Annotated in this window: 17 protein-coding genes; 14 read left to right on the top strand and 3 right to left on the bottom strand. The window is 68.2% G+C overall.

Annotated elements, in window-relative coordinates:
• Positions 1-54 precede the first annotated feature (54 nt).
• The 6 genes from QOZ81_RS09620 to QOZ81_RS09595 all read left to right on the top strand — a co-directional run bounded on the left by QOZ81_RS09620 (position 55) and on the right by QOZ81_RS09595 (position 7248).
• Positions 55-1710, top strand: a complete 1656-nt coding sequence (locus QOZ81_RS09620; protein WP_291198401.1) for an acyl-CoA mutase large subunit family protein — start codon at positions 55-57, stop codon at positions 1708-1710.
• A gap of 112 nt (positions 1711-1822) precedes the next feature.
• Positions 1823-2074, top strand: a complete 252-nt coding sequence (locus QOZ81_RS09615) for a hypothetical protein (RefSeq protein ID WP_291198404.1) — start codon at positions 1823-1825, stop codon at positions 2072-2074.
• 142 nt (positions 2075-2216) lie between these two features.
• Complete coding sequence (locus tag QOZ81_RS09610) at positions 2217-2474, top strand: hypothetical protein (protein WP_291198407.1); 258 nt, start codon at positions 2217-2219, stop codon at positions 2472-2474.
• A 166-nt stretch (positions 2475-2640) separates the two neighbouring features.
• On the top strand, positions 2641-4521 hold the full coding sequence (locus QOZ81_RS09605) for a cytochrome b/b6 domain-containing protein (RefSeq protein WP_291198409.1): 1881 nt from the start codon (positions 2641-2643) through the stop codon (positions 4519-4521).
• A gap of 119 nt (positions 4522-4640) precedes the next feature.
• Complete coding sequence (locus QOZ81_RS09600; RefSeq protein WP_291198411.1) at positions 4641-6821, top strand: cytochrome b/b6 domain-containing protein; 2181 nt, start codon at positions 4641-4643, stop codon at positions 6819-6821.
• 190 nt (positions 6822-7011) lie between these two features.
• The gene (locus QOZ81_RS09595) at positions 7012-7248 is read left to right on the top strand and encodes a cytochrome c3 family protein (protein WP_291198414.1); all 237 of its coding nucleotides are present in this window, start codon (positions 7012-7014) and stop codon (positions 7246-7248) included.
• 74 nt (positions 7249-7322) lie between these two features.
• Here the strand turns inward: QOZ81_RS09595 and QOZ81_RS09590 are convergent, their stop codons facing one another.
• The 3 genes from QOZ81_RS09590 to coaE are packed head-to-tail and all read right to left on the bottom strand — an operon-like array spanning position 7323 to position 12562.
• On the bottom strand, positions 7323-9023 hold the full coding sequence (locus tag QOZ81_RS09590) for a phospho-sugar mutase (RefSeq protein ID WP_291198417.1): 1701 nt from the start codon (positions 9021-9023) through the stop codon (positions 7323-7325).
• A gap of 47 nt (positions 9024-9070) precedes the next feature.
• Positions 9071-10456, bottom strand: coding sequence for a TldD/PmbA family protein (locus QOZ81_RS09585; protein ID WP_291198420.1), 1386 nt, complete (start codon positions 10454-10456; stop codon positions 9071-9073).
• A complete protein-coding gene (coaE, locus tag QOZ81_RS09580; protein WP_291198423.1) occupies positions 10457-12562 on the bottom strand; it encodes a dephospho-CoA kinase in 2106 nt (701 codons plus the stop codon). It lies immediately after the preceding gene.
• A 129-nt stretch (positions 12563-12691) separates the two neighbouring features.
• Here coaE and QOZ81_RS09575 point away from each other — a divergent pair, with 129 nt between their 5' ends.
• The 8 genes from QOZ81_RS09575 to QOZ81_RS09540 all read left to right on the top strand — a co-directional run bounded on the left by QOZ81_RS09575 (position 12692) and on the right by QOZ81_RS09540 (position 21168).
• Complete coding sequence (locus tag QOZ81_RS09575; RefSeq protein ID WP_291198426.1) at positions 12692-13651, top strand: acetyl-CoA carboxylase carboxyltransferase subunit alpha; 960 nt, start codon at positions 12692-12694, stop codon at positions 13649-13651.
• Position 13652: 1 nt separating this feature from the next.
• Positions 13653-15320: a single-stranded-DNA-specific exonuclease RecJ gene (locus QOZ81_RS09570; protein WP_291198429.1), complete on the top strand. Its 1668-nt coding sequence runs from the start codon at positions 13653-13655 to the stop codon at positions 15318-15320.
• Complete coding sequence (locus QOZ81_RS09565) at positions 15317-17065, top strand: LptA/OstA family protein (protein WP_291198433.1); 1749 nt, start codon at positions 15317-15319, stop codon at positions 17063-17065. The genes QOZ81_RS09570 and QOZ81_RS09565 overlap by 4 nt, the downstream gene beginning before the upstream one ends.
• Before the next feature lie 80 nt (positions 17066-17145).
• Complete coding sequence (gene lptB / locus QOZ81_RS09560; protein WP_291198436.1) at positions 17146-17883, top strand: LPS export ABC transporter ATP-binding protein; 738 nt, start codon at positions 17146-17148, stop codon at positions 17881-17883.
• On the top strand, positions 17883-19451 hold the full coding sequence (gene rpoN / locus QOZ81_RS09555) for an RNA polymerase factor sigma-54 (RefSeq protein WP_291198439.1): 1569 nt from the start codon (positions 17883-17885) through the stop codon (positions 19449-19451). Before lptB ends, rpoN begins: the two co-directional genes overlap by 1 nt.
• A gap of 52 nt (positions 19452-19503) precedes the next feature.
• Entirely contained in the window at positions 19504-19827 is a 324-nt protein-coding gene (gene hpf / locus QOZ81_RS09550; RefSeq protein ID WP_291198442.1) for a ribosome hibernation-promoting factor, HPF/YfiA family, read from the top strand.
• A 73-nt stretch (positions 19828-19900) separates the two neighbouring features.
• A complete protein-coding gene (locus QOZ81_RS09545; RefSeq protein ID WP_291198445.1) occupies positions 19901-20065 on the top strand; it encodes a hypothetical protein in 165 nt (54 codons plus the stop codon).
• A 2-nt stretch (positions 20066-20067) separates the two neighbouring features.
• A complete protein-coding gene (locus tag QOZ81_RS09540) occupies positions 20068-21168 on the top strand; it encodes a CofH family radical SAM protein (protein WP_291198448.1) in 1101 nt (366 codons plus the stop codon).
• Positions 21169-21170 lie beyond the last annotated feature (2 nt).

Below are 21170 nucleotides of genomic sequence, written 5' to 3'. Positions count from 1 at the left end.
CAGTGTAGCGTCCGGGCGCCTTCGAGGGATAAGGTGGATCCATTCGGAGGCCTCATGTACCAGAAGGATTTCCTGGAGCAGGTGCGCACGCAGCTGACGGTGACGGAAGACCCGGCCAAGCTGCGCGAGCGAACCTTCGAGACCAGCTCGGGCATCCCGCTCAAGAACAGCTACACGCCGGCGGACCTGGCCGCCTTCGATCCCCTCAAGGATCTGGGGGCACCGGGGAAGTTCCCCTTCACCCGCCACGTGCAGCCCTCCGGCTACCGGGGCCGCCTCTGGACCATGCGCCAGTACGCGGGCTTCGCCACCGCCGAGGAGAGCAACGCCCGCTACCGCTACCTGCTGGAGCAGGGCACCACGGGCCTCTCCGTGGCCTTCGACCTGCCCACCCAGATCGGCATGGATCCCGACCATGCCATGGCCCTGGGCGAAGTGGGCAAGGTGGGCGTGAGCATCAGCTCCATCCACGACATGCGCCGGCTCTTCCAGGACATCCCCCTGGACAAGGTCAGCACCAGCATGACCATCAACGCGCCTGCCGCGGTGCTGCTGGCCCTGTACCTCGCCGTGGCCGAGGAGCAGGGCGTGCGCCTCGACCAGGTGAGCGGCACCATCCAGAACGACATCCTCAAGGAGTACATGGCCCGGGGCACCTACATCTTTCCGCCGCGCCAGAGCCTGCGCCTCATCACGGACATCTTCGCGTTCTGCGCGGACCAGGTGCCCAACTGGAATACCATCTCCATTTCCGGCTATCACATCCGCGAGGCGGGGTGCACGGCCGCCCAGGAGATCGCCTTCACCCTGGGGGATGGCATCGCCTACGTGCAGGCGGCCCTGGACGCGGGCCTGAAGCTGGAGGCCTTCGCGCCCCGGCTCAGCTTCTTCTTCAACGCCCACAACCAGTTCTTCGAGGAAGTGGCCAAGTTCCGCGCCGCCCGCCGCCTCTGGGCCCGGATCATGAAGGACCGTTTCAAGACGACCGATGCAAAAAGCCAGATGTTGCGTTTCCACACGCAGACCGCGGGCAGCACCCTCACGGCCCAGCAGCCGGACAACAACATCGTGCGCACCGCCGTGCAGGCCATGGCCGCCGTCTGCGGCGGCACCCAGAGCCTGCACACCAACAGCCGGGACGAGGCCCTGGCCCTGCCCACCGAGGTGAGCGCCCGCATAGCCCTGAGAACGCAGCAGATCCTGGCCTTCGAATCCCGCGTGGCCGACGTGGTGGATCCCTTCGCGGGGAGCTACTTCGTGGAGTCGCTCACGGACGAGCTCGAGGCCCGCGCCTCGGCGCTGCTGGCCCGGGTGGACGAGCTGGGCGGCATGGTCAGCGCCATCGAGAAGGGCTTCCCCCAGCGGGAGATCCAGAATGCCGCCTACGCCTACCAGAAGGCCGTGGAGAAGGGCGAGCAGGTGGTGGTGGGCGTGAACAAGTTCACCGTGACCGGCGAGCCGAAACCCGATCTGCTGCGGGTGGATGAGGCCCTCGGCGCCCAGCGCCGCACCCAGATCGCGGCGGTGCGGGCGGGGCGCGACCAGGCCGCGGTGGATGCCCGGCTGGCATCGCTGCGGGAGGCCGCGGCCGGCACTGAGAACCTGATGCCGCGCATCCTGGCGGCGGTCAAGGCCGAGGCCACCGTGGGCGAGATCTGCGACACCCTGCGCGGCGTGTTCGGTGAATACCAGGAGCAGCTGGTGTTCTGAACCCGACGGATTTCCGGGTGAATGAGCCGGGCGGGTGAAAGCGGGTACCCTAATTGCAATAGTCCCCCAAGAACCTGTCCCGGCCACCGGGACTCCAGCCCCAGGAGGCACCATGCGCATTGCCACCCTCATCGCCGCCGCGGCGCTGATTCTCGCGGTCCCCGCCCAGGCCAAGATGCCCTGGGTGAAGAAGGCCCAGGAACTCGGCCACGCCGAGATCAAGGACTGCAAGGCCTGTCATGTCGGCATGGCCAAAAAGGGCGGGGAGCTGACCGAGCGCGGGAAGTTCCTCGAGGACATGAAGACCAAGAAGAAGGCCGCTGAAGTGGACCTGGCCTGGCTGAAGGAATACAAGGGCAAGTGATCTCCGTACATGGCCGCAATCGGAACGCCGGGCGGCTTCGGCCCCCGGTGTTTCGTCCGAGCCCCAGGGTGTGGTGACACCCAGGCCGACCTGTCATGATTGATCGCAACCAACCCCCATTTCCCACACCTTCGGAGGCACCATGCGTCGCGCCCTGTCCGTCACCCTGATCCTGGTTCTCGCGGGCCTGTCGGCCCAGGCCAAGCTGCCCTTCGTCAAGAAGGCCAAGGACCTTGGTTTCGCCGAGATCACCAGCTGCCAGTCCTGCCATGTCGACAAGATGCCCAAGAAGGGGGCTTCCGAGGCCAACGAGCGTGGCAAGTTCCTGCTCAAGATGAAGGCTGAGAAGAAGGCCGCCGAGGTCGATCTGGCCTGGCTGAAGGACTACAAGGGCAAGTGAGCTGACGGTACGACCCATTCCAGGCGCCGGGTGGAGGATTCCACCCGGCGCTTCTTGTTTTCTCCAAGAAAAGCCCGAATGCCTTCATTTGTCGTGATCTAAATCACCAGCAGGTCCTATTTCGGCGGGTTCTCAGGCTAAAGTTTAGAGGACTAACGAGGTGGCTATGCGTCTTCTGCTTGCTGGGTTGATGTCCGTGGTGATGTTCGCGGCTGCGCCGACGCCCAAGGACTGCACCTCCTGCCACGAGGTGGATCTCGTCGCCTTCGAGGCCTCCAAGCACGGCGGCATGGGCTGCGTCGGCTGCCACAGCAGCATCACCAGCCTGCCGCATGCCGACAAGCCGAAGCCGGTCAACTGCGCCAACTGCCACGAGGACCAGGTCAAGGCCTACTCGAAGAGCGTCCACGGCCTGGCCAAGCAGAATGGCATGGCCGACTCGGCCACTTGCCAGTCCTGCCATGGCCCGGTCCACAAGATCCAGTCCGGCAGCCAGCCGACCTCTCCGGTGAACAGCAAGAACCTGGCGGACACTTGCGGGGCCTGCCACTCCAACCCCGACTTCCTCGCCAAGCACAAGATTCCCTTCGCCAAGCCGGTGGAGGCCTATCGGCTGAGCGTGCACGGCCGCGAAGTGGCCAAGGGCAACGCCTCGGCACCCTCCTGCTCCAACTGCCACGGCAGCCACGACATCCTGGCCTCGAAGGACCCCAAGGCCCGGGTGAACCGCGCCAACGTGGCCGACACCTGCGGGGTCTGCCACAACGACGTGCAGGCCGTCTATGCGGACAGCGTGCACGGCCTGGCGGTCAAGCGCGGCTCGAACGATTCGCCCACCTGCACGGGCTGCCACGGCGAGCACAGCATCCTGGCGCCCAAGGAGGCCGGCTCCCTGGTGAATCCTGCCCGCGTCTCCACGGTGACCTGTGGCCGCTGCCACGGCGACGAGCGCATGAACTCGCGTTACGACTTCGGCGACAAGGTGCCGGCCTTCCAGGACAGCTTCCACGGTCTCGCCATCCGTGGCGGGCAGAAGACGGCCGCCAACTGCGCCTCCTGTCATGGCGTCCACAACATCCTGCGTTCCGAGGACATCCGCTCCACCATCAACCCCGCAAACCTGCAGAAGACCTGTGGGCAGTGCCATCCGGGCCTGGGCGAGAAGATCAGCAAGGGCCGGGTCCACGTCCGCACCGCCGGCGGCGCCGAGCACATCTCCGTCCAGTGGATCCGCTGGGCCTACTACGCGCTCATCCCCATGACCATCGGCTTCATGCTGTTCCACAACGGCATCGACTGGCTCGCCAAGCTGCGCCGGCACAAGCCGCACCACGGCACGGGCGAGCAGCTGCCGCGCATGAACAAGCTCTTCCGCATCACCCACGGCATGGTGATGGTCAGCTTCGGCGTTCTGGTCATCACCGGGTTCGCCCTCAAGTTCCCTGAGGCTGCCTGGGTCCAGGCCATCGGTCTGCACGGGGCCGGCGTGGCCCGGGCCATCCTGCACCGAGTCGCCGCAGTGGTGATCTCGGCGGCGACCGTCATCCACTTCATCCACCTGGCCCTGGTCAAGAAGGACCGCGTGATCCTGATCGAGCTGCTCCCGGGCTGGCAGGACGCCAAGGACATCGCGAACACCCTCCGCTACAACCTCGGCCTCATCGACAAGCGACCCACCTTCGGCATGTTCGGCTATGCCGAGAAGATGGAGTACTGGGCCTTCATGTGGGGCACCGTGGTGATGGCCGTGTCCGGCCTCCTGCTTTGGGCCCAGAACTGGAGCCTGCGCCGCTTCCCGACCTGGGTGCTGGACGCCGCCACCGCGGCCCACTGGTACGAGGCCATCCTGGCCACACTGTCCATCCTGGTCTGGCACTGGTACCTGGTGATCTTCGATCCTGACGTCTACCCCATGGACCTCGCCTGGCTGACGGGCAGGGCCTCGGCGGACCACCTGCGTGAGACCCGGCCTGAGTATTATCGGCAGCTCATGGAGAAGGAAAACCCGGACTCAGGCTCCGATGCCGGGGGCCATTCCGGGCACTGAAGCCAGGGATATTGTGATCTCCGTCTGACGAACTCAAACAACCTTTGAGTGGATAATAGGGTGGGCTCCTGTCCGGGGCCCGCCCCTGTCTTAGCTGCCTCCACTCACGAGGACCAATCATGCTGCTGGCTTCCCTCCTGCCCGCCCGCCCCGTAGTCGCCCCTTCCCGCCGCCGGTCCCGCTGGGCCCTGCCGCTGGCCTGGCTGGCCTGCGGCCTCCTGCTCAGCGCCCCGGTCCAGGCGGCCGGGGCCAAGGCCGCCAAGGAAAGTTGCCTGGACTGCCATGGCGACAAGGACGCCACGAAGGAGGGACCGGGCGGCACGACGATCTCGCTCTTCGTGGATGCCGCGCGCTTCGGGAAGGCCGTGCACGGATCCCTGTCCTGCAAGGACTGCCACGCCCAGATCCACAAGGACCACCCGGGTGACGGCAACCCGCCCCCCAAGGTGGCCTGCGGAAACTGCCACTCCGACCAGGAGAAGGTCTACCAGGGCAGCATCCACGGCATGAGCAAGGCCATGGGGGCCTCGGCCGCCCCCGGCTGCACGGACTGCCACGGGAACCACTACATCGTCCCGGTGAAGCAGCACGACTCGCCGGTCTACAAGATGAACCTGCCCAAGACCTGCGCGAAGTGCCACGCCAACAAGGGCATCACCGACGAATACAAGATGAAGTTCCCCAAGGTGGGGGACCAGTACCAGGAGAGCATCCACGGCATGGCCCTGCTCCAGAAGGGCCTCATCGTGGCCCCCAGCTGCAACGACTGCCATGGGGTCCATGACATCAAGCGCAGCGTGGATCGCAGCTCGCCCATCAACCACGCCAACGTGGCCAAGACATGCGGCAAATGCCACGTCACGGTCGAGGAGATCTACAACCAGAGCATCCACGGGCAGCTGCTGGCCAAGGGCGATCCCCGCGGCCCCGTCTGCATCCAGTGCCACTCCGCCCATCAGATCGAGACGCCCGCCAACGCCCATTTCAAGGCCGGCAGCGACCTGGTCTGCGGCAAGTGCCACGCGGACCGCCTCGAACACTACCGGGACACCTACCACGGCAAGGCCATGGCGCTGGGCAAGGCCAACACGGCGAGCGCCGTTGCCGCCTGCTACGACTGCCACGGCCACCACGACGTGCGCCGGGCCGCGGATCCCGAGTCCCACCTTTCCGCTGCCAACATCGTCAACACCTGCAAGCAGTGCCATCCGAAGGCGACGACCAGCTTCACCAAGTACGCGCCCCATGCCAATCCCATGGACCGCAAGAACTACCCGATCCTCAACTACGTCTTCATCGTCATGACCGCCCTGCTCGTGGGCACCTTCGCCCTCTTCGGCGGCCACACGCTGCTCTGGCTGTTCCGGTCCATCTGGCTCTACCGCCACGACTCCAAGCAGTTCCGGGAGGCCAAGGCCAAGATCCATGAGGATGATGAACAATTCACCCGCTTCCAGCCCTTCGAGCGGTTCCTGCACATCCTCGTCGTCACCAGCTTCCTCCTGCTGACGATCACGGGCATGCCGCTGAAGTTCTACCACACCGATTGGGCCAAGGCGATCTTCAGCTTCTTCGGCGGCGCCGAGGTGGCACGCACCCTCCATCATTTCGGCGCGGTGGTCACCTTCGTCTACTTCGTGCTCCACCTGAGCACCATGCTGAGCCACCTCTGGAAGCGCCGCGGCTACCTGAATGATCCTGCGACCGGTGCCTTCCAGCTTTCGCGGCTCTTCAAGGCCATGGCCCACCCCGACTCCATGATTCCCACCAAGCAGGACCTCGATGATTTCGTGGCCCACAACAAGTGGTTCTTCGGGAAGGGACCGCGGCCCGAGTTCGACCGCTGGACCTACTTCGAGAAGTTCGACTACCTCGCCGTGTTCTGGGGCGTGTTCGCCATCGGCGTCTCCGGCCTGATCATGTGGTTCCCGGAGTTCTTCAGCAAGTTCATGCCGGGCTGGATGATCAATGTCTCGCTCATCGTGCACTCCGACGAAGCCCTGCTGGCCTCCGGCTTCATCTTCACCGTCCACTTCTTCAACACGCACTTCCGCCTGGAGAAGTTCCCCATGGATACGGTCATCTTCTCCGGCCGCATCTCCAAGTCCGAGATGCTCCACGAGCGCAAGCGCTGGTATGACCGCCTGGTGGCCGAAGGACGCCTGGATGACTACCGCGTGAAGGACGAGTGGGAAGCCTGGAAGGGCATCGCCCGCAGCGCCGGCTACATCTTCTTCGGCATCGGCCTCGTGCTGCTCGTCCTCATCATCTACGCCATGACGTCCCGCCTCTCGCACTGAGGGCGGTAGGAATCGAGAAGAGGGCCCGGCTCGTCCGGGCCCCTTTTCTATCCGAGCCCCCCATCCCTTGGCCCGGCGCCTGTGATGCGGGTCACTGAGCCGTGGCGGGCCCTCCCAGGCCCTTCTGTGGCACAATCATGACAGTCCACTTTGGCTCGATCTGGATGTCGAGTCCACCTCAGGAGTCACCATGCGCCGCATCACCCTGCTCACCGCCCTCCTCGCCCTGGCCGTCGCCCCCGTGGCCAATGCCAAGATGACCACCGTCAAGGGTGCGAAGTGCACGGCCTGCCACGAGGGCACGCCCAAGGACAAGAAGTTCAACCCCGCCACCGTCAAGATGCTGGCGAAGTACAAGGAAGCCCAGTGCAAGGAATGCCACGGCTTCGCCGATGGCAAGCTGACTGTTACCAAGAAGTCCCTCTAGTTCCTGTCTGACCTGAAAACCGAGAGGGCTGGCCTGCGAGGCGTTCGCAGGTCAGCCCTCTCGCTTGTGGGGCCCTAGAGTCCGAGCAGCGTGCGCGCCTCCGCCTCCATCCGATCCAGCAGGGCGGTATCGGTGCGGCTCTGGAGGTAGACCTTCAGCTTGGGTTCCGTGCCGCTGGGCCGGAAGGCCGCGAAGGCACCGCTCTCCAGGCGGAACTTCAAGGCGTTGCTGAAGGGGATGGGCAGGGCGATTGCGCGGTGGTCGGGCCGGTCCAGGATCGTCTCGCTGCGACCCTCGCCGTGCCACAGCCCGGTCTGGAAGTCCTCCCAGCTGACGACCTTTTCGCCACCAAAAGTGGCCAGGCCGGCGGTCCGGATGCGGCCCATGGCCTCGGCGAAGCGCTTGGCGCCACCGGGCCTGGGGTCCTCAAGGTTCACCAGCCGGTTGTGGAAGGTGCCCACCCGGGCCATGAGGGCCTCCACGGCCTCGAAGAGGGTCTGGCCCTTGGCCTTGTAGTGGCCGGCCATCTCCGCGACCACCAGGGCCGCCGTGACGCCATCCTTGTCGCGCAGGCTGGGAGGCAGCAGCATGCCGTAGCTCTCCTCGGCGCCGAAGGCGTAGGCCTCACCCAGCTGATCGAGCCGGTCCATGCACACGGCGATGTTCTTGAAGCCGGTCAGAGTCCACACCACGGGCAGGCCATGGTGGCGGGCCACCTCGGCCATGAAGTCCGACGTGACCACGGTGCTCACCACCGCGCCCTGGCGGCCCTTCCCGGAGCAGAGGTAGTCCAGGGTGAGGGCGGCCAGGTCGTTGCCGCTCATGAGCTCCCAGGCCCCGTCGCGCTTGGCCACGACGCCGATGCGGTCCGCGTCCGGATCGTTGGCGAGCACCACATCGGCCGCCATGGCTTCGGCTTCCCGGAGGGGCGACGCGTAGGCCGCCAATTCTTCAGGATTGGGGCGGGGCGCCGTGGGGAAAGTTCCGTCCTGGATGCCCTGGCTGGGGCTCACGGTCAAGGGGATGCCCGCCTTCTCGAACAGGGCGGGCACGAAGGCCACGCCGGTGCCGTGGAAGGGGGTGTAGAGGATCCGCGCCGGGGTGAAGGGCTTGGGATTCTGGAGCAAGCCAAGCCCCAGGGCCAGGTAGGCGTTTTCCACTTCCACGGGGATGGGGCTGATCCTCCCCTCGGGGACCACCGGCGGCACGGGCACCACGGGCAGCGTGGCCATGTGGGCCTCGATCTCCGCATCCCAGGGATCCACGACCTGCCCGCCGAGGTCGTTGTAGGCCTTGAAGCCGTTGTATTCCTTCGGATTATGGCTGGCGGTGATGATCACCCCGCAGGTGGAGCCCAGGGCCTTCATGGCGAAGCAGAGGAAGGGCGTGGGCAGGGGGCGTGAGCCGAGGAACACCTGGTAGCCGGCGGCGGCCAGCACGGCCGCGCTTTCCTGGGCGAAGACCTCGGAGTTGATGCGGGTGTCGTAGCCCACCACGGCCACCTTCTTGCCCGGTGCATGGTGCTGGGCGACGGTCGCCAGGGCCATGGTCGTCCGGCGCACGTTCGGCTGGTTCATGCGGCGGAGCCCGGCGGCCATGAAGCCACGGAGGCCGCCCGTGCCGAAGGCGAGGGGCTCGAAGAAGCGGTCCTCGAGCTCGGCGATGGCCTTGGCGTCGCCACCCTCGGCGGCCTTCACCAGCGGTTCCAGATCCGCCCGGAGGCCGGGTTCGAGGTGGGGGAAGGACAGGTACTGCTTCGCGGCGCTCAGGGACATGGGGACCTCGCAGGAACGATGCTAGTGGGTGGAAGAGAGGTGGAGGATCACGCGCCGCCCAGGGCGATGTCCTCCAGCAGGATGCTCAGACCGGCGCTGCTGCCGTACCAGCGGAGGTCGCTGCCGAGGGCCACGATGCGCGTGAGGAAGTCCCGCAGGTTGCCGGCGAAGGTGAGCTTGTCCACGGGTTCTGCGAGCAGGCCGTCGCGGATGCGGAGGCCGCTGGCGCCCACGCTGAGGTCGCCGCTGACGGGATCCACGGTGTGCAGGCCCATGATCTCCGTGATGAGCACGCCGTTCCCGGCCAGACGGTAGAGTGCGTCGGTGCCCGTGTCCCCGGGCAGGGGGAAGAGGTTGAAGGTGGTGGCGCTGGGCTGGCTGCCGAAGCCACGGCCCGCGCTGCCGGTGGGGGCCATGCCCATCTCGGCGGCGGTCTTCAGGGTGTGCAGGTAGGTCTTCAGCGCGCCCCCTTCCAGCAGCACGTTGCGCCGGGTGGGCAAGCCTTCCGCATCCCAGGGCTCGGTGCCCAGGGCGGGGCAGCCAGGGCTTTCGGAGAGGCGCCCGTCATCCACCAGGGTCAGCAGGGGCGAGGCAATGCGCTCGCCGAGCTTGCCGGCAAAGAGGCTGCGCTGCTTGAGCACGGACTCGGCGTCCAGCATGCCTGCCACCAGGCCCAGCAGCTCCACCGCCACTTCCGGGTGCAGGACCACCGCGTACTTTCCGGCCGGCAGCCGCTGGGGGTTCAGCTTGCGCTCCCCCTTGAGGGCGGCCTCGGCGCCGATGGCGGCGAGGTCCAGGCCGGGCCGGCGGGAGACGTCCCAGTGCCAGGCGGCCTGGCGCTCTTCGCCTTCGGCCACGGCCAGCTCGATGGAGGCCGAACAACTGGTCCAGACATCCGGCGTCCGCACGCCCTTCTGGGTCAGCAGCAGGCTGGCGCCGGAGCCGTCGCTCCAGGCCGCCTCCCGCACGGCGGCGACCTTGCTGGAGGCCTTCCGGGCCTGGAGTTCGAGCTCCTGCGCCCAGGCGATGCGCTGATCCGGCGTGATCGCCTCCACGGCGGCATCGAAGCGCGGGGGGAGGTCGTCGATGCCCGAGGGCTCCGCCTGCCGCAGCCAGGGGTCTTCATCGCCCAGGGCGCTCAGCTCCCAGGCCTGGGCGAAGAGGTGCCGGAAATCCGTTGCGGCCAGATCGGTGCTGGTGGCGAGCCCGGTCCGGAAGCCCTGGCCACCTCCGCGGATGACGCGCACCCCGAGGCCGCCCCGCTTGCTGACGGTGAGATCCTCCAGTTGGCCATTCTGCACCTTGGCTTTGCGGGAGCGGGACACGGACAGGAAAGCCTCGGCGCCCTCCGCGCCCAGGCTCCGTGCATGCTGGATGCCGTCCTGCAGACGGGCCTCGAGCGAATCGGGAATGAAGGTCGAGAAGTCGCTCATCTAGATCACGCTCGGCAGGGGTTCGGCGGTGCCGCCCACCACGAGGGCGGGGCAGAGGATGGTGGGAAGGGCGTCGCTGACGGGCACGCCCTGACCGTCCTTGCCGCAGGTGCCGATATCGAAGTGGTGCAGGTCGTTGCCGATGCGGGTGAGGCCCTTCAGCACCTCGGGCCCGCAGCCGCTGAGGGTGGCGTTCTTCACGGGATACATGGCCACGCCGTTCTCCACCCAGTAGCCTTCCGTCACCTGGAACACGAAGTTGCCGGTGACGGTATCCACCTGGCCGCCGCCCATGTGCTTCACGAGCAGGCCCCGGTGGAGGTCCCGCAGGATGGCCTCGGGGGCCTCGCTTCCGGGAGCCAGGAAGGTGTTGCGCATGCGGGGGATGGGCAGGTGGCGGTAGCTTTCCCGACGGCCGTTGCCTGTGGGTCCGGTGTCCATCTTGCGTGAGGTCTTGCGCGACTGCAGGTAGGCCTTGAGGATGCCGTTCTCGATGAGCACGACGCGACTCACGGGGTTGCCCTCGTCGTCGATGGCCTGGCTGCCGCGCTTGTGGGGCAGGGTGCCGTCGTCGATGATGGTCACGCCCTCGGCGGCCACCCTCTGGCCCAGCTTGCCCGCGAAGGAGCTCATGCCCGCCAGGGCGAGATCAGCCTCGAGGCCGTGGCCGCAGGCCTCGTGGATCATGGTGCCGCCGGCGCTGCTGCTGAGCACCACGGGGAAGGTCCCGGCGGGCGCGGGCTGCGCCTCCAGGGCCTGCATGGCCAGGCGTACGGCCTCGTGGACCATGCCCGTGACGGCCTCGTCCGTGAAGAGTTCGAAGCCCCGCGTCTCGCCCAGGGGCTGATAGCCCGTCTGGAGCTGGGTGCCGTCCCCCGCGGTGACATTGGCACGGAGCACCACCTGGGTGCGGTGGTCCTCGGTGACGCGGCCGGACCAGGCGCCATCCTCGGACTCGGCCGCGGCGATCCACACGCGCTGGGTGCTGTCGCCGTAGCCCACGGAGACCTGCCTGAGGGCGCCGGGACGAAGGGCCTCCGCATGTTCGCGGGCAATGGTTTCGGCGCGGCGCACCAGGGCCACCTTGTCGGCCAGGGGCACCTGGCCGGGATCCTGGACCACGGGGCTGGGGGTGGGGAAGGTCTGTGCGACCAGGGCCGGGATGGCCGCGGCAGGGCCGCTGCCGGGCGCTGCCAGGGTCCGCGCGGATTCGGACAACTCCTCGAAGGTGGGGGAGATGAGGTCCGCGAAGCGGGTGGTCTCGCCCTCCACCAGGCGCAGGCTGGCGCCGAAAGTCTCCGAGGCCAGCACGTCCTCCATGCGGCCATCGTCCATGCCGAGCGCGTGGGCCCGGCGACGCTCCACGAACACCTCGCCGTAGTCGCCCCCGCGGCTGAGCAGGTCGGTCAGTACCAGGCGCAGCTGATCGGCGCTGAAGGGTGCAGGCATGGTCGGTCTCCAGGTCCGCGCGCGGCGGACCTTCCAGTCTGCCAGAAGGGCCGCCTCCCTCTCCGCGAGAAGGCTGGATAGGTCCCGGCCATCGTTCTGGATGACCAGGTCCGCGTGCAGGGCCCGCTCCGGCGCCGTGGCCTGGGCGCGCAGGCGGGCCAGGGCCGCATCGCGGGTGAGGGCATCGCGGGCGATCAGGCGCTCCAGCCGGAGTTCCTCCGATGCATCCACCACCCAGAACGCGTCGAAATGGTGGGCCCTCCCCCGCTCCACCCAGAGGGCGGCGTCAAGCAGGGCGCCCCGGGTGTCCGGGGGAAGTCTACTCAGGCGTGCTTCCAGCAGGGCCTCGATGCGGGGGTGCAGGATCGCGTTGAGCCGCGCCCGGGCGGCCTCGTCCGCGAAGACATGGGCGGCCACCCAGACGCGGTCCAGGCCGCCATCAGGATGGAGGGCGGAGGGGCCGAACGCCGCGGCCACGGCCTGCAGGCCTTCGCTCCCGGGGGCTACCGCCTCCCGCGCCAGGGCATCCGCGTCGATGACGGCCCACCCGCGGTCCCGCATCCAGGAGGCGACGAAGGATTTTCCGGCCGCGATGCCGCCGCTGAGGCCCAGGAGGGGGAAGGGATGGGAAGCCAGGGAAGCACCTCGATGGGGCATTGTGCCCCACCCCTGTGATGGCAGGAACCTTATTGGGCTGGAGGTGGGCCTACCCGGGGTCAGCGCGCCCTATCCAATCCTGGTCCGGCCTTCTACACTGGATCCTCGAACGACCCAGCTTGAGGTTGCATGAAAGACGCGTCCCCCGAACAGGCCATGGATCTGTCCCAGCTGGAAAAGCCGGTGCTGGAGCTGGAGGCCCAGATCCGTGCCATGGAGATGGATCCTTCCCAGACCAAGGAGCGGGAGAAGCTGGAGAAGAAGCTCGACAAGCTGAAGGCCGACCTGTTCACCAACCTGACGGACTGGCAGCGGGCCCAGCTGGCGCGGCACCCCAAGCGGCCCTACACCCTCGACTACATCGAGCGGCTCTGCGAGCGCTTCGACGAGCTGCATGGCGACCGGCGCTTCGGGGATGACGCCGCCATCGTGTCCGGCTTCGGCTGGATCGAAGGCAACCCCGTCATGGTCATCGGCCAGCAGAAGGGCCGGGACACGAAGCAGAAGATCCTGCGCAACTTCGGCATGCCCAAGCCCGAGGGCTACCGCAAGGCCCTGCGCCTCATGAAGCTGGCGGAGAAGTTCCAGCGGCCCATCCTCTGCCTCATCGACACGCCCGGCGCCTACCCCGGCGTGGATGCCGAGGAGCGCGGCCAGGCCGAGGCCATCGCCCGGAACCTGCTGGAGATGGCCAAGCTCGAAGTGCCCGTGGTGGCCGTGGTCATCGGTGAGGGCGGCAGCGGTGGGGCCCTGGCCCTTGGCGTGGCCGACCGCGTGCTCATGATGGAGAACGCCATCTACTCGGTGATCTCGCCCGAGGGCTGCGCGTCGATCCTGTGGAAGGACGCCAGCCAGGCGCCCAAGGCCGCCGCTGCGCTCAAGCTCACGGCCCCGCACCTGCTGGAGCTCGGCGTCATCGACGGCATCGTGAAGGAGCCCCTGGGCGGTGCCCATTCCGACTTCGACGCCGCCGCGGCTGCGCTGAAGGAGGCCATCGTCGAGGCCTTCTCGGAGCTGTCCGAGCTGTCGGCGGAGCAGCTGGTGGAGGAGCGGTACCAGAAGTTCGCCCGCATGGGCAGCGTGGTTTGAAATGACCTCTCTGCCCTGGCGCCTCCGCCGGAGCATTCCGGCGGGTCTGGTGCCCTGGAAGAACGTGGCCGAGGCCTGGGACCTGGATCCCCGGCCGGCCCGGCTCGCCTGGCTGCGGGGGGTGGATCGCAGCGAGGACCTGGCCTGGCGGCTGGATCCATCCTGGGCCCGCAGCACGGACCCGCACCTGCTGCCGGGCGTGGATGCGGCCGTGGCGCGCATCCGCAAGGCCATTGAAGGCCGCGAGCGCATCGTGGTCTACGGCGACTACGACGTGGATGGCGTCACCGCCACCGCACTGCTGATGCGCACCCTGGAGCGGCTCGGCGCCGAGGCCTCCTTCTTCATCCCCAACCGCTTCTCCGACGGCTACGGCCTGCACCTGGATTGCATCCAGGAGCTGAAGGCCACCCGCGATCCGGGCCTGCTCATCTCCGTCGACTGCGGCGTGCGCAGCCTGGCCGAGGTGGCGGCCAGCGCCGAGCTGGGTCTCGACTGGGTGATCACGGACCACCACGCCCTGGGCGGGGAACTCCCGCCCGCCTGCGCGGTGGTGCATCCCCACCTCGGGGACTACGCCAATCCGTATCTCGCGGGTGTGGGCGTGGCCTTCAAGCTGGCGCAGGCCCTGCTGGGTGCGGTGCCCCATCCGGCGGGCGCAGACGCAGTCTTCCTGGACGGTCTGCTCAAGCTCGTGGCCATCGGCACCGTGGCGGACGTGATGCCCCTGGTGGGTGAGAACGCCCTGCTCGTGCGCCGGGGATTGGACTCCCTCAGCGGGAGGAACGGGCCTGGCCTGGCCGCCCTGCTGCGGGCCGCGAAGAAGGAGGGGGCCATCGGCGCCCAGGACATCGCCTTCGGTCTGGCACCGCGGCTCAACGCCGTGGGCCGCATGGGCGGGGCAGAGGACGCCGTCCGCCTGTTGCTGACCAAGGATCTCGGCGAGGCCGACCTGCTGATGGCCCGGGTGGAAGCGCTCAACCTCGAGCGCCGGGCGATCCAGCAGGAGGTGGCCGATCGTCTGCCGGCGCCCTCGGAGGCGGCCTTCGATCTCGTGCTGGACGCGGCGGCCCACAAGGGCGTCATCGGCATCGTGGCGGGCCACCGGATGCGTGCCAGCGGACGTCCCTCGGGCGTCTGCACGGTCCTCGACGGCGTGGCCCACTGCAGCCTGCGGGCCCCGGAAGGCTACGACCTGGGCGAGCTGCTGGCCCTGGCCCAGCCCTTCATCCTGGGTGGGGGCGGCCATCGCGTGGCGGCCGGACTCAGCTTCGAGGCCGCCCGGTTCCCCTTCGTGCTGCAGGCCCTCCAGCGGGGCGCGGCCCTTCAGGCCGAGGGGCGGGAACGGCCGGCCCTGCTGCTGGATGGTGGGCCCGAAGATCTGCCCGGGGATGCCGACCTGGCCCGGCTGGAGCCCTTCGGCCAGGGCTTTGCGCCGCCGCTGGCCCGTCTCGATGGCACGGTCACCTCGTCGGCCGTCTTCAGTGCCGATCACTGGAAGCTGAGGCTGGCGGGCCTGGCGGATCCTCTCACCTGGTTCGCCAACCACGACCGCCCCGGCCAGCCCCGCGTGGGCGAGCGGCTCTGCGTGGCCGCAGCCCCCCAGGGCAGCGTCCGCTGGGGGCGCTCCTGGCTGGTGGATTCGGTCCTCGGGGAGGCGCTGCCGTGAAGGTATCCGCGCTGCTGCAGGACCTCCCGCCCGCGCGGCACCCCCTGTGGCGGCGTCTGGGCTGGGGCCTGGTGGCGGCCACCCTCGGATTCACGCTGCGCTTCCTGGCCAACGGCAGCGAGGGCATGCCGGGCCGCACCGTGGGCGGCGATGCGCTCTTCGGCGAAGGCACCAAGGGCACCAAGGGCACCGTCACCGAGCAGCTGGGGCCGAACCGCATGGTGCTGGCCTACAAGACCATCTCGGGTTCAGAGCAGGACCTCCTCCTGGAGCAGGTGACGGGGCGGCTCGACGAGCAGGCCGGACAATGGCGCCTGCTCTCGCCCAGAGCGCGGCGGCAGGCCGGTGTGTGGACCCTCCAGGGCCCCATGGACCTCGGGGTGGCACAGCCGGGGACCACGGTCCCCCTGGGCAAGGGCCGCATCGAGAGCGAGGGGCCGGCCATCCGCTGGAACGGCGGGGAGTGGGAGGGCCTGGCGCCCCTGCGCTGGGAGTCGCTGGAGGGATCTTCCCGGGGGCTCTGGAACCTGCCGACGGGCTGGCGGCGCGAGACGGATGGCAAGCTGCGCGTGGAACACGGTCCCGTGCGCTGGCAGGCCGCCACCGGCGGCGCGGCGGCCCCGACCCTCCAGGCCATGGATGCCGAACGCCTCTGGGCCACTCCGGGCTTCCAGTCGGGCCACCTGGAGGGCGTGAAGGCCAGGCTGAGCGAGGGGTCCCTGCAGGCCTCCGTGGCGGATCTATCCCCGGACACCGTCACCTGGCCCGGGCCCTTGTCCTTTGAGCGGGCGGATGGCTGGCGCGGCGAGGCCCAGAGCGGCCGGGCCCCCAGGCCCCAGCCTGGCGCGAGCTTCCAGCAGGTGGAATTCCGGTCCTTCCGGGCCCGGCGGACCCTGGCGGCCGGGGAGGAGCAGCTCAGCACGGACGGTGCGCGGTGGACCCCCGCGGGCCTGCGGCTGGAGGGCAGCGTGGTCTGGGACCAGCCGGTGGACGGCCAGCGCCTCACCCTGAAGGCCCCGCGGGTGTTCATGCGCGAGGCTGCCGGCAAGGATCTCCCCGAAACCCTGCCCGTGGGCCACGCTGTGGCGGAGGGCCAGGCCCTCCTCACCTGGGGCAGGCGCACCCTCTCCTCGCCCCGCATCCAGGTCGAGCGGGCCACGCGCCGGTGGACGCTCCAGGGACCGGTGCTGGGCCGGGGGGAGGACGGCACCTTCACGGGCGGCGCAGGTCACGGTGATCCCCGCTCCTGGACCATCGAGGGGCCCGTCCAGGTGAACCTGTTCACGGGCGGCAGCCTGCGGGGGGCGAAGCTGGTCTGGGAGGATGCCCTGTGGACGCTCACGGGCCGGCCCGCGGCCTGGACCCGGCTCCGGGAGCGCCTCTCCGGCCCCCGCATCCTCCGCAAGGCTGAGCTGGTGAGTTTCCCCGAGGGCCTGAGCGGTGCCCTGGCGGCGGCGGATGGCGACCTCTTCCTGCGGGCCGAGCGGGGCCAGAGCGAGGCCCAGCGGGTCACCCTCAGCGGCGGCGTCGAATGCCAGGGGCAGGGGTGGCGGCTGGCCGCGGACTCCGTGATCGTGACCCTGGGTACCGATCGCACGGTGAAGGTGGTGCAGGCGAAGGGCTCCGTGTCCCTCCGGGGCCGGCTGGGGGAGGGGCAGGGCGAGGCGCTCGAACTGGAGCCCGACACCCAGACGGTCAAGTGGCAGGGGCGGGTGCGCGGCAAGGGCGCCGGCTCCGCCTGGTGAGGGTCATGTCCACTGACGGCTTGAAGCTGGTCCAGGCCCCCACGGGGCCAAAGGGCGGCCTCGTGTGTTCTGATAGAACCATGACTGAAGCCACCCCCTGCCTCGAGGCAGTGAACCTCCAGAAACGCTACGGCGATCGCACGGTGGTGCGCGACGTGAGCCTCTGCGTGGGCATGGGCGAGGTCGTGGGCCTGCTGGGACCCAACGGCGCGGGCAAGACCACCACGTTCTACATGGTGGTGGGCGTCGAGGCCCCAGACCGCGGCACCATCCGCTGGCTGGGCCAGGATGTGACCGCGCTGCCCATGCACCGCCGGGCCCGGCTGGGCATCGGCTACCTGGCCCAGGAGGCCAGCGTGTTCCGGGGCCTCACGGTGTGGGAGAACCTGATGGCCCTCGGCGAGCTGCAGCCCATTCCCAAGGCCGAGCAGAAGGCGCGGTGCGAACGATTGCTGGGTGAATTCCACCTGGAAAAAGTGCGCGACACCCTCGGCATGAGCCTCTCAGGTGGCGAGCGGCGGCGCTGCGAGCTGGCGCGGGCCCTGGTGACCGAGCCCCGCATCATGCTGCTGGACGAGCCCTTTGCCGGCGTGGATCCGAAATCCGTGCTGGAGATCCAGGGCCTCATCGGCGACCTCAAGGCGCGAGGCATCGGCGTGCTCATCACCGATCACAATGTCCGGGAGACCTTGCAGATCGCCGACCGCGCCTATATCTTGGCGGACGGGATGATCATGAAGAACGGCCTGCCCAGCGAAATCGCAGAGGATCCGGACATCCGCCGGGTCTACCTGGGCGACCGGTTTAGGCTCGACTGATGGCAGCCGGTCCCTTCCTCTCCCAACGCCTGGCCCAGAGCCAGACCCTGGCGTTGACGCCGGCCATGCAGCTGAAGCTCAAGCTGTGGCAGATGAACCTGCAGGAGCTGTCCCAGACCATCGAGCGGGAGCTGGAGGAGAATCCCCTGCTCGAGCTGGCTGATGACAGCGACGAGGTGCCCACCCTCGAAGCCATCGAGGAGGGCCGCGACTCCGATGTGACCGAGGGCTCCGCCGAGCAGATGGCCGATCCCGTGGAACTCCCGGAAGGGGTAGACACGGTGGATCTCGGACCCCTCCTGGACGCCGCGGGCGAGATGAATCCCGAGAGCGACCTGGAGCGGTTCACCGAGGAGGGCGTGGCCCAGGTGCAGGAGACCGAACTGGGCGCCGAGAACAGCTGGGACCAGGATCTGCCCCGCACCAGCAACCTGCCGGAAGAGGACCGCCTCTCGTGGGAGGACCGGCTCAGCGCTTTCGAATCCCTCCAGGATCATCTGGTCGGGCAGCTCTACGAGACCCTGGAGCACGAGGATCCTCGCGCGCCGCTGGTGGAGCGGCTCATCGACCGGCTGGATCCCAAGGGGTTCATCCGCATGGATCCGGACCAGCCCTCCCTGGAAGCCACGCCCGCCAAGCTGGCGGCGGATCTGGGCGTCACCGGGGAAGCCCTGCGCGCGGCCCTGGACGTGCTGCAGGAATTCGATCCTTCCGGCGTGGGGTGCTTCACGGTGCAGGAGTGCCTCCTGCTGCAGCTGCGCCATGCCGGCGCCGAACCCGACGACCTGGCGGTCCGCATCATCCAGGACTTCTCGGAGCTCCTGTCCCAGCGCGACAGCGCCAAGCTGCGCCGGGCGCTGGGTTGCACGGAAGAGGAACTGGGCCTGGCCATGGAGCAGCTCAAGCACCTCAACCCCTCGCCTGGCCGGGCCTTCGATCCCGATGGCGAGCGCGTGGTGAAGCCCGACGTGGTGGTGCTCAAGGGCGAGGACGGCAACTGGAAGGTCTACCTCAACGACGAGGGCCTGCCGCGCCTGCGCGTGAACGGCGAATATCCGCGCTTCATGGCCTCCAGCGAGGCCAAGTGCGACAAGGACTTCATCCGCGAACGCTTCCGCAGCGCCCGGGACTTCATCCGCGGCGTGGAGGACCGCAACCGCACGGTGCTGCGCGTCTCCGCCCAGATCGTGGAGTTGCAGAAGGAGTTCATCGAGCACGGCATCGAGCGCCTGCGCCCCATGGTGTTGCGGGACGTGGCCGAGGCCACGGGCTTCCACGAGAGCACCATCAGCCGAGTGGTGAAGGCCAAGACCATCCACACGCCCCAGGGGCTCTTCGACCTGAACTACTTCTTCTCGGCCCGGCCCAAGGATTCCGACGTGTCGGCCACGGTGGTGAAGCACCGGATCAAGGCCTTCGTGCAGGCGGAGGACATCGCCAAGCCCCTGTCGGATGAGGCCATTGCCAGCCTGCTGGAGCGGGACGGCATCAAGGTGGCCCGCCGTACCGTGAACAAATACCGGGAAGAACTGAAAATTCCTCCAGCTTCTCAACGCCGGCGCCGATAACAGGGCCGGATCCCAAAATCCCGGGCCAACCGGCCCCTTTCAGGAGTGTCCCATGAAGGTCAACTACACCGGCCGCCACATGGAGCTCACCGAGCCCCTGAAGCAGCTCACGAAGGAGCGGCTGGACAAGATGGCCACCTACCTGGACGACATCATCGACGTCCACGTGATCCTGAGCGTGGAGAAGCACCGCCACGAAGCGGAGATCACCCTGAAGACGCGTGCCAGCGCCTTCGTGGCCTCGGCCACCACGGATGACATGTATGCCAGCATCACCCAGGCCGTGGACAAGCTGGAGGCGCAGGCCCACAAGCAGCAGGACAAGCGGAACACCCGCCCGCACGAAAGCGCCAAGGCCGGCGCCGTCGAGGAATAGCTGAAGCATCTTTTACCTGCAAAGGCGGCCCTGCGGGGCCGCCTTTGGTATTCTTGAAGGTCCGGAGTCCGCCATGCCCGATCCCACGCATCTCTACGCCCCCAAGACCTGCACCGATCCCACCCAGATCTGCGAAAAGTGCCGCTGCGCCTACACCTTGGAGCACTTCCAGCACGGCGTGGAAGGCCAGGACTGCGTCTGCCGGCGCTGCCTCCAGGTGATGGGGTACAAGGTCTAGACATGCTCAAGGCCCTCGCGACGTCCGAGGACATCCTGAATGGCGTGATCCAGGGCCGGCGGATTTCCGCCGCCGAGGCGCTCGTTCTGTTCGAAAACGCGGAGCTCCCGGACCTGGCCGTGGCGGCCACGGCTGCCCGGGACCGCCACAACGATCCGCGCCGCGTCAGCTACGTCATCGACCGCAACGTGAACTACACGGACGTCTGCAACGTCTACTGCACCTTCTGCGCCTTCTACCACAAGCCCGGCGACAGCCGCGGCTACGTGCTCACGAAGGAACAGCTCAAGCAGAAGGCCGAGGAGACCCAGGCCATTGGCGGCACGGGCTTCCTGCTGCAGGGCGGCGTGAACCCGGACCTGCCCTGGGACTACTACCTGGACCTGGTGCGCTACCTCCACCACGACCTGGGCATCTGGGTGCACGGTTTCTCGCCGGTGGAGATCCAGATGATGGCCAAGCTCAGCGGCCAGGCCCTGGGCAAGACCATCGCCGACCTGCGCGAGGCGGGCCTCGGCTCCATTCCCGGCGGCGGCGCCGAGATCCTGGTGGACCGCATCCGCAAGAAGATCGCACCGCTGAAGGGTGGCCGCGAGAAGTGGCTGGAAGTCATGGAGGCCGCCCACGAAGAGGGCGTGAAGACCACGGGCACCATGATGTTCGGCATCACGGAAACCCTGGCCGAGCGCATCGAGCACTTCGAGGCCCTGCGCGACCAGCAGGACCGGGCGCTGGCGCGGAACAACGGCGGCGGCTACACCGCCTTCGCCGCCTGGCCCTTCCAGAGCGGCCACACGCCCTGGGAAGGCAAGGTGCCCAAGCCCACGGACGTGGAGTACCTCCGCACCATCGCCGTGGCGCGCATCTTCCTCGACAACTTCGCGCACATCCAGAGCAGCTGGGTCACCATGGGCCGCAAGACGGGCCAGCTGGCCCTGCACTACGGCTGCGACGACATGGGCAGCCTCATGCTTGAGGAGAACGTCGTCAGCGCCGCGGGCACCTGCTACAGCGTGAACAGGGACGAGATGACCCGCATGATCACCGCCGCCGGCTACGAGCCCTGGCAGCGGGACAACATCTACGGGGAGATCCGGGGCTGATC

The organism is Geothrix sp., from assembly GCF_030219325.1.
In the GTDB taxonomy this organism is placed as follows: Bacteria; Acidobacteriota; Holophagae; order Holophagales; family Holophagaceae; genus Geothrix.
This window is presented reverse-complemented; position numbering and strand designations above follow the sequence as displayed.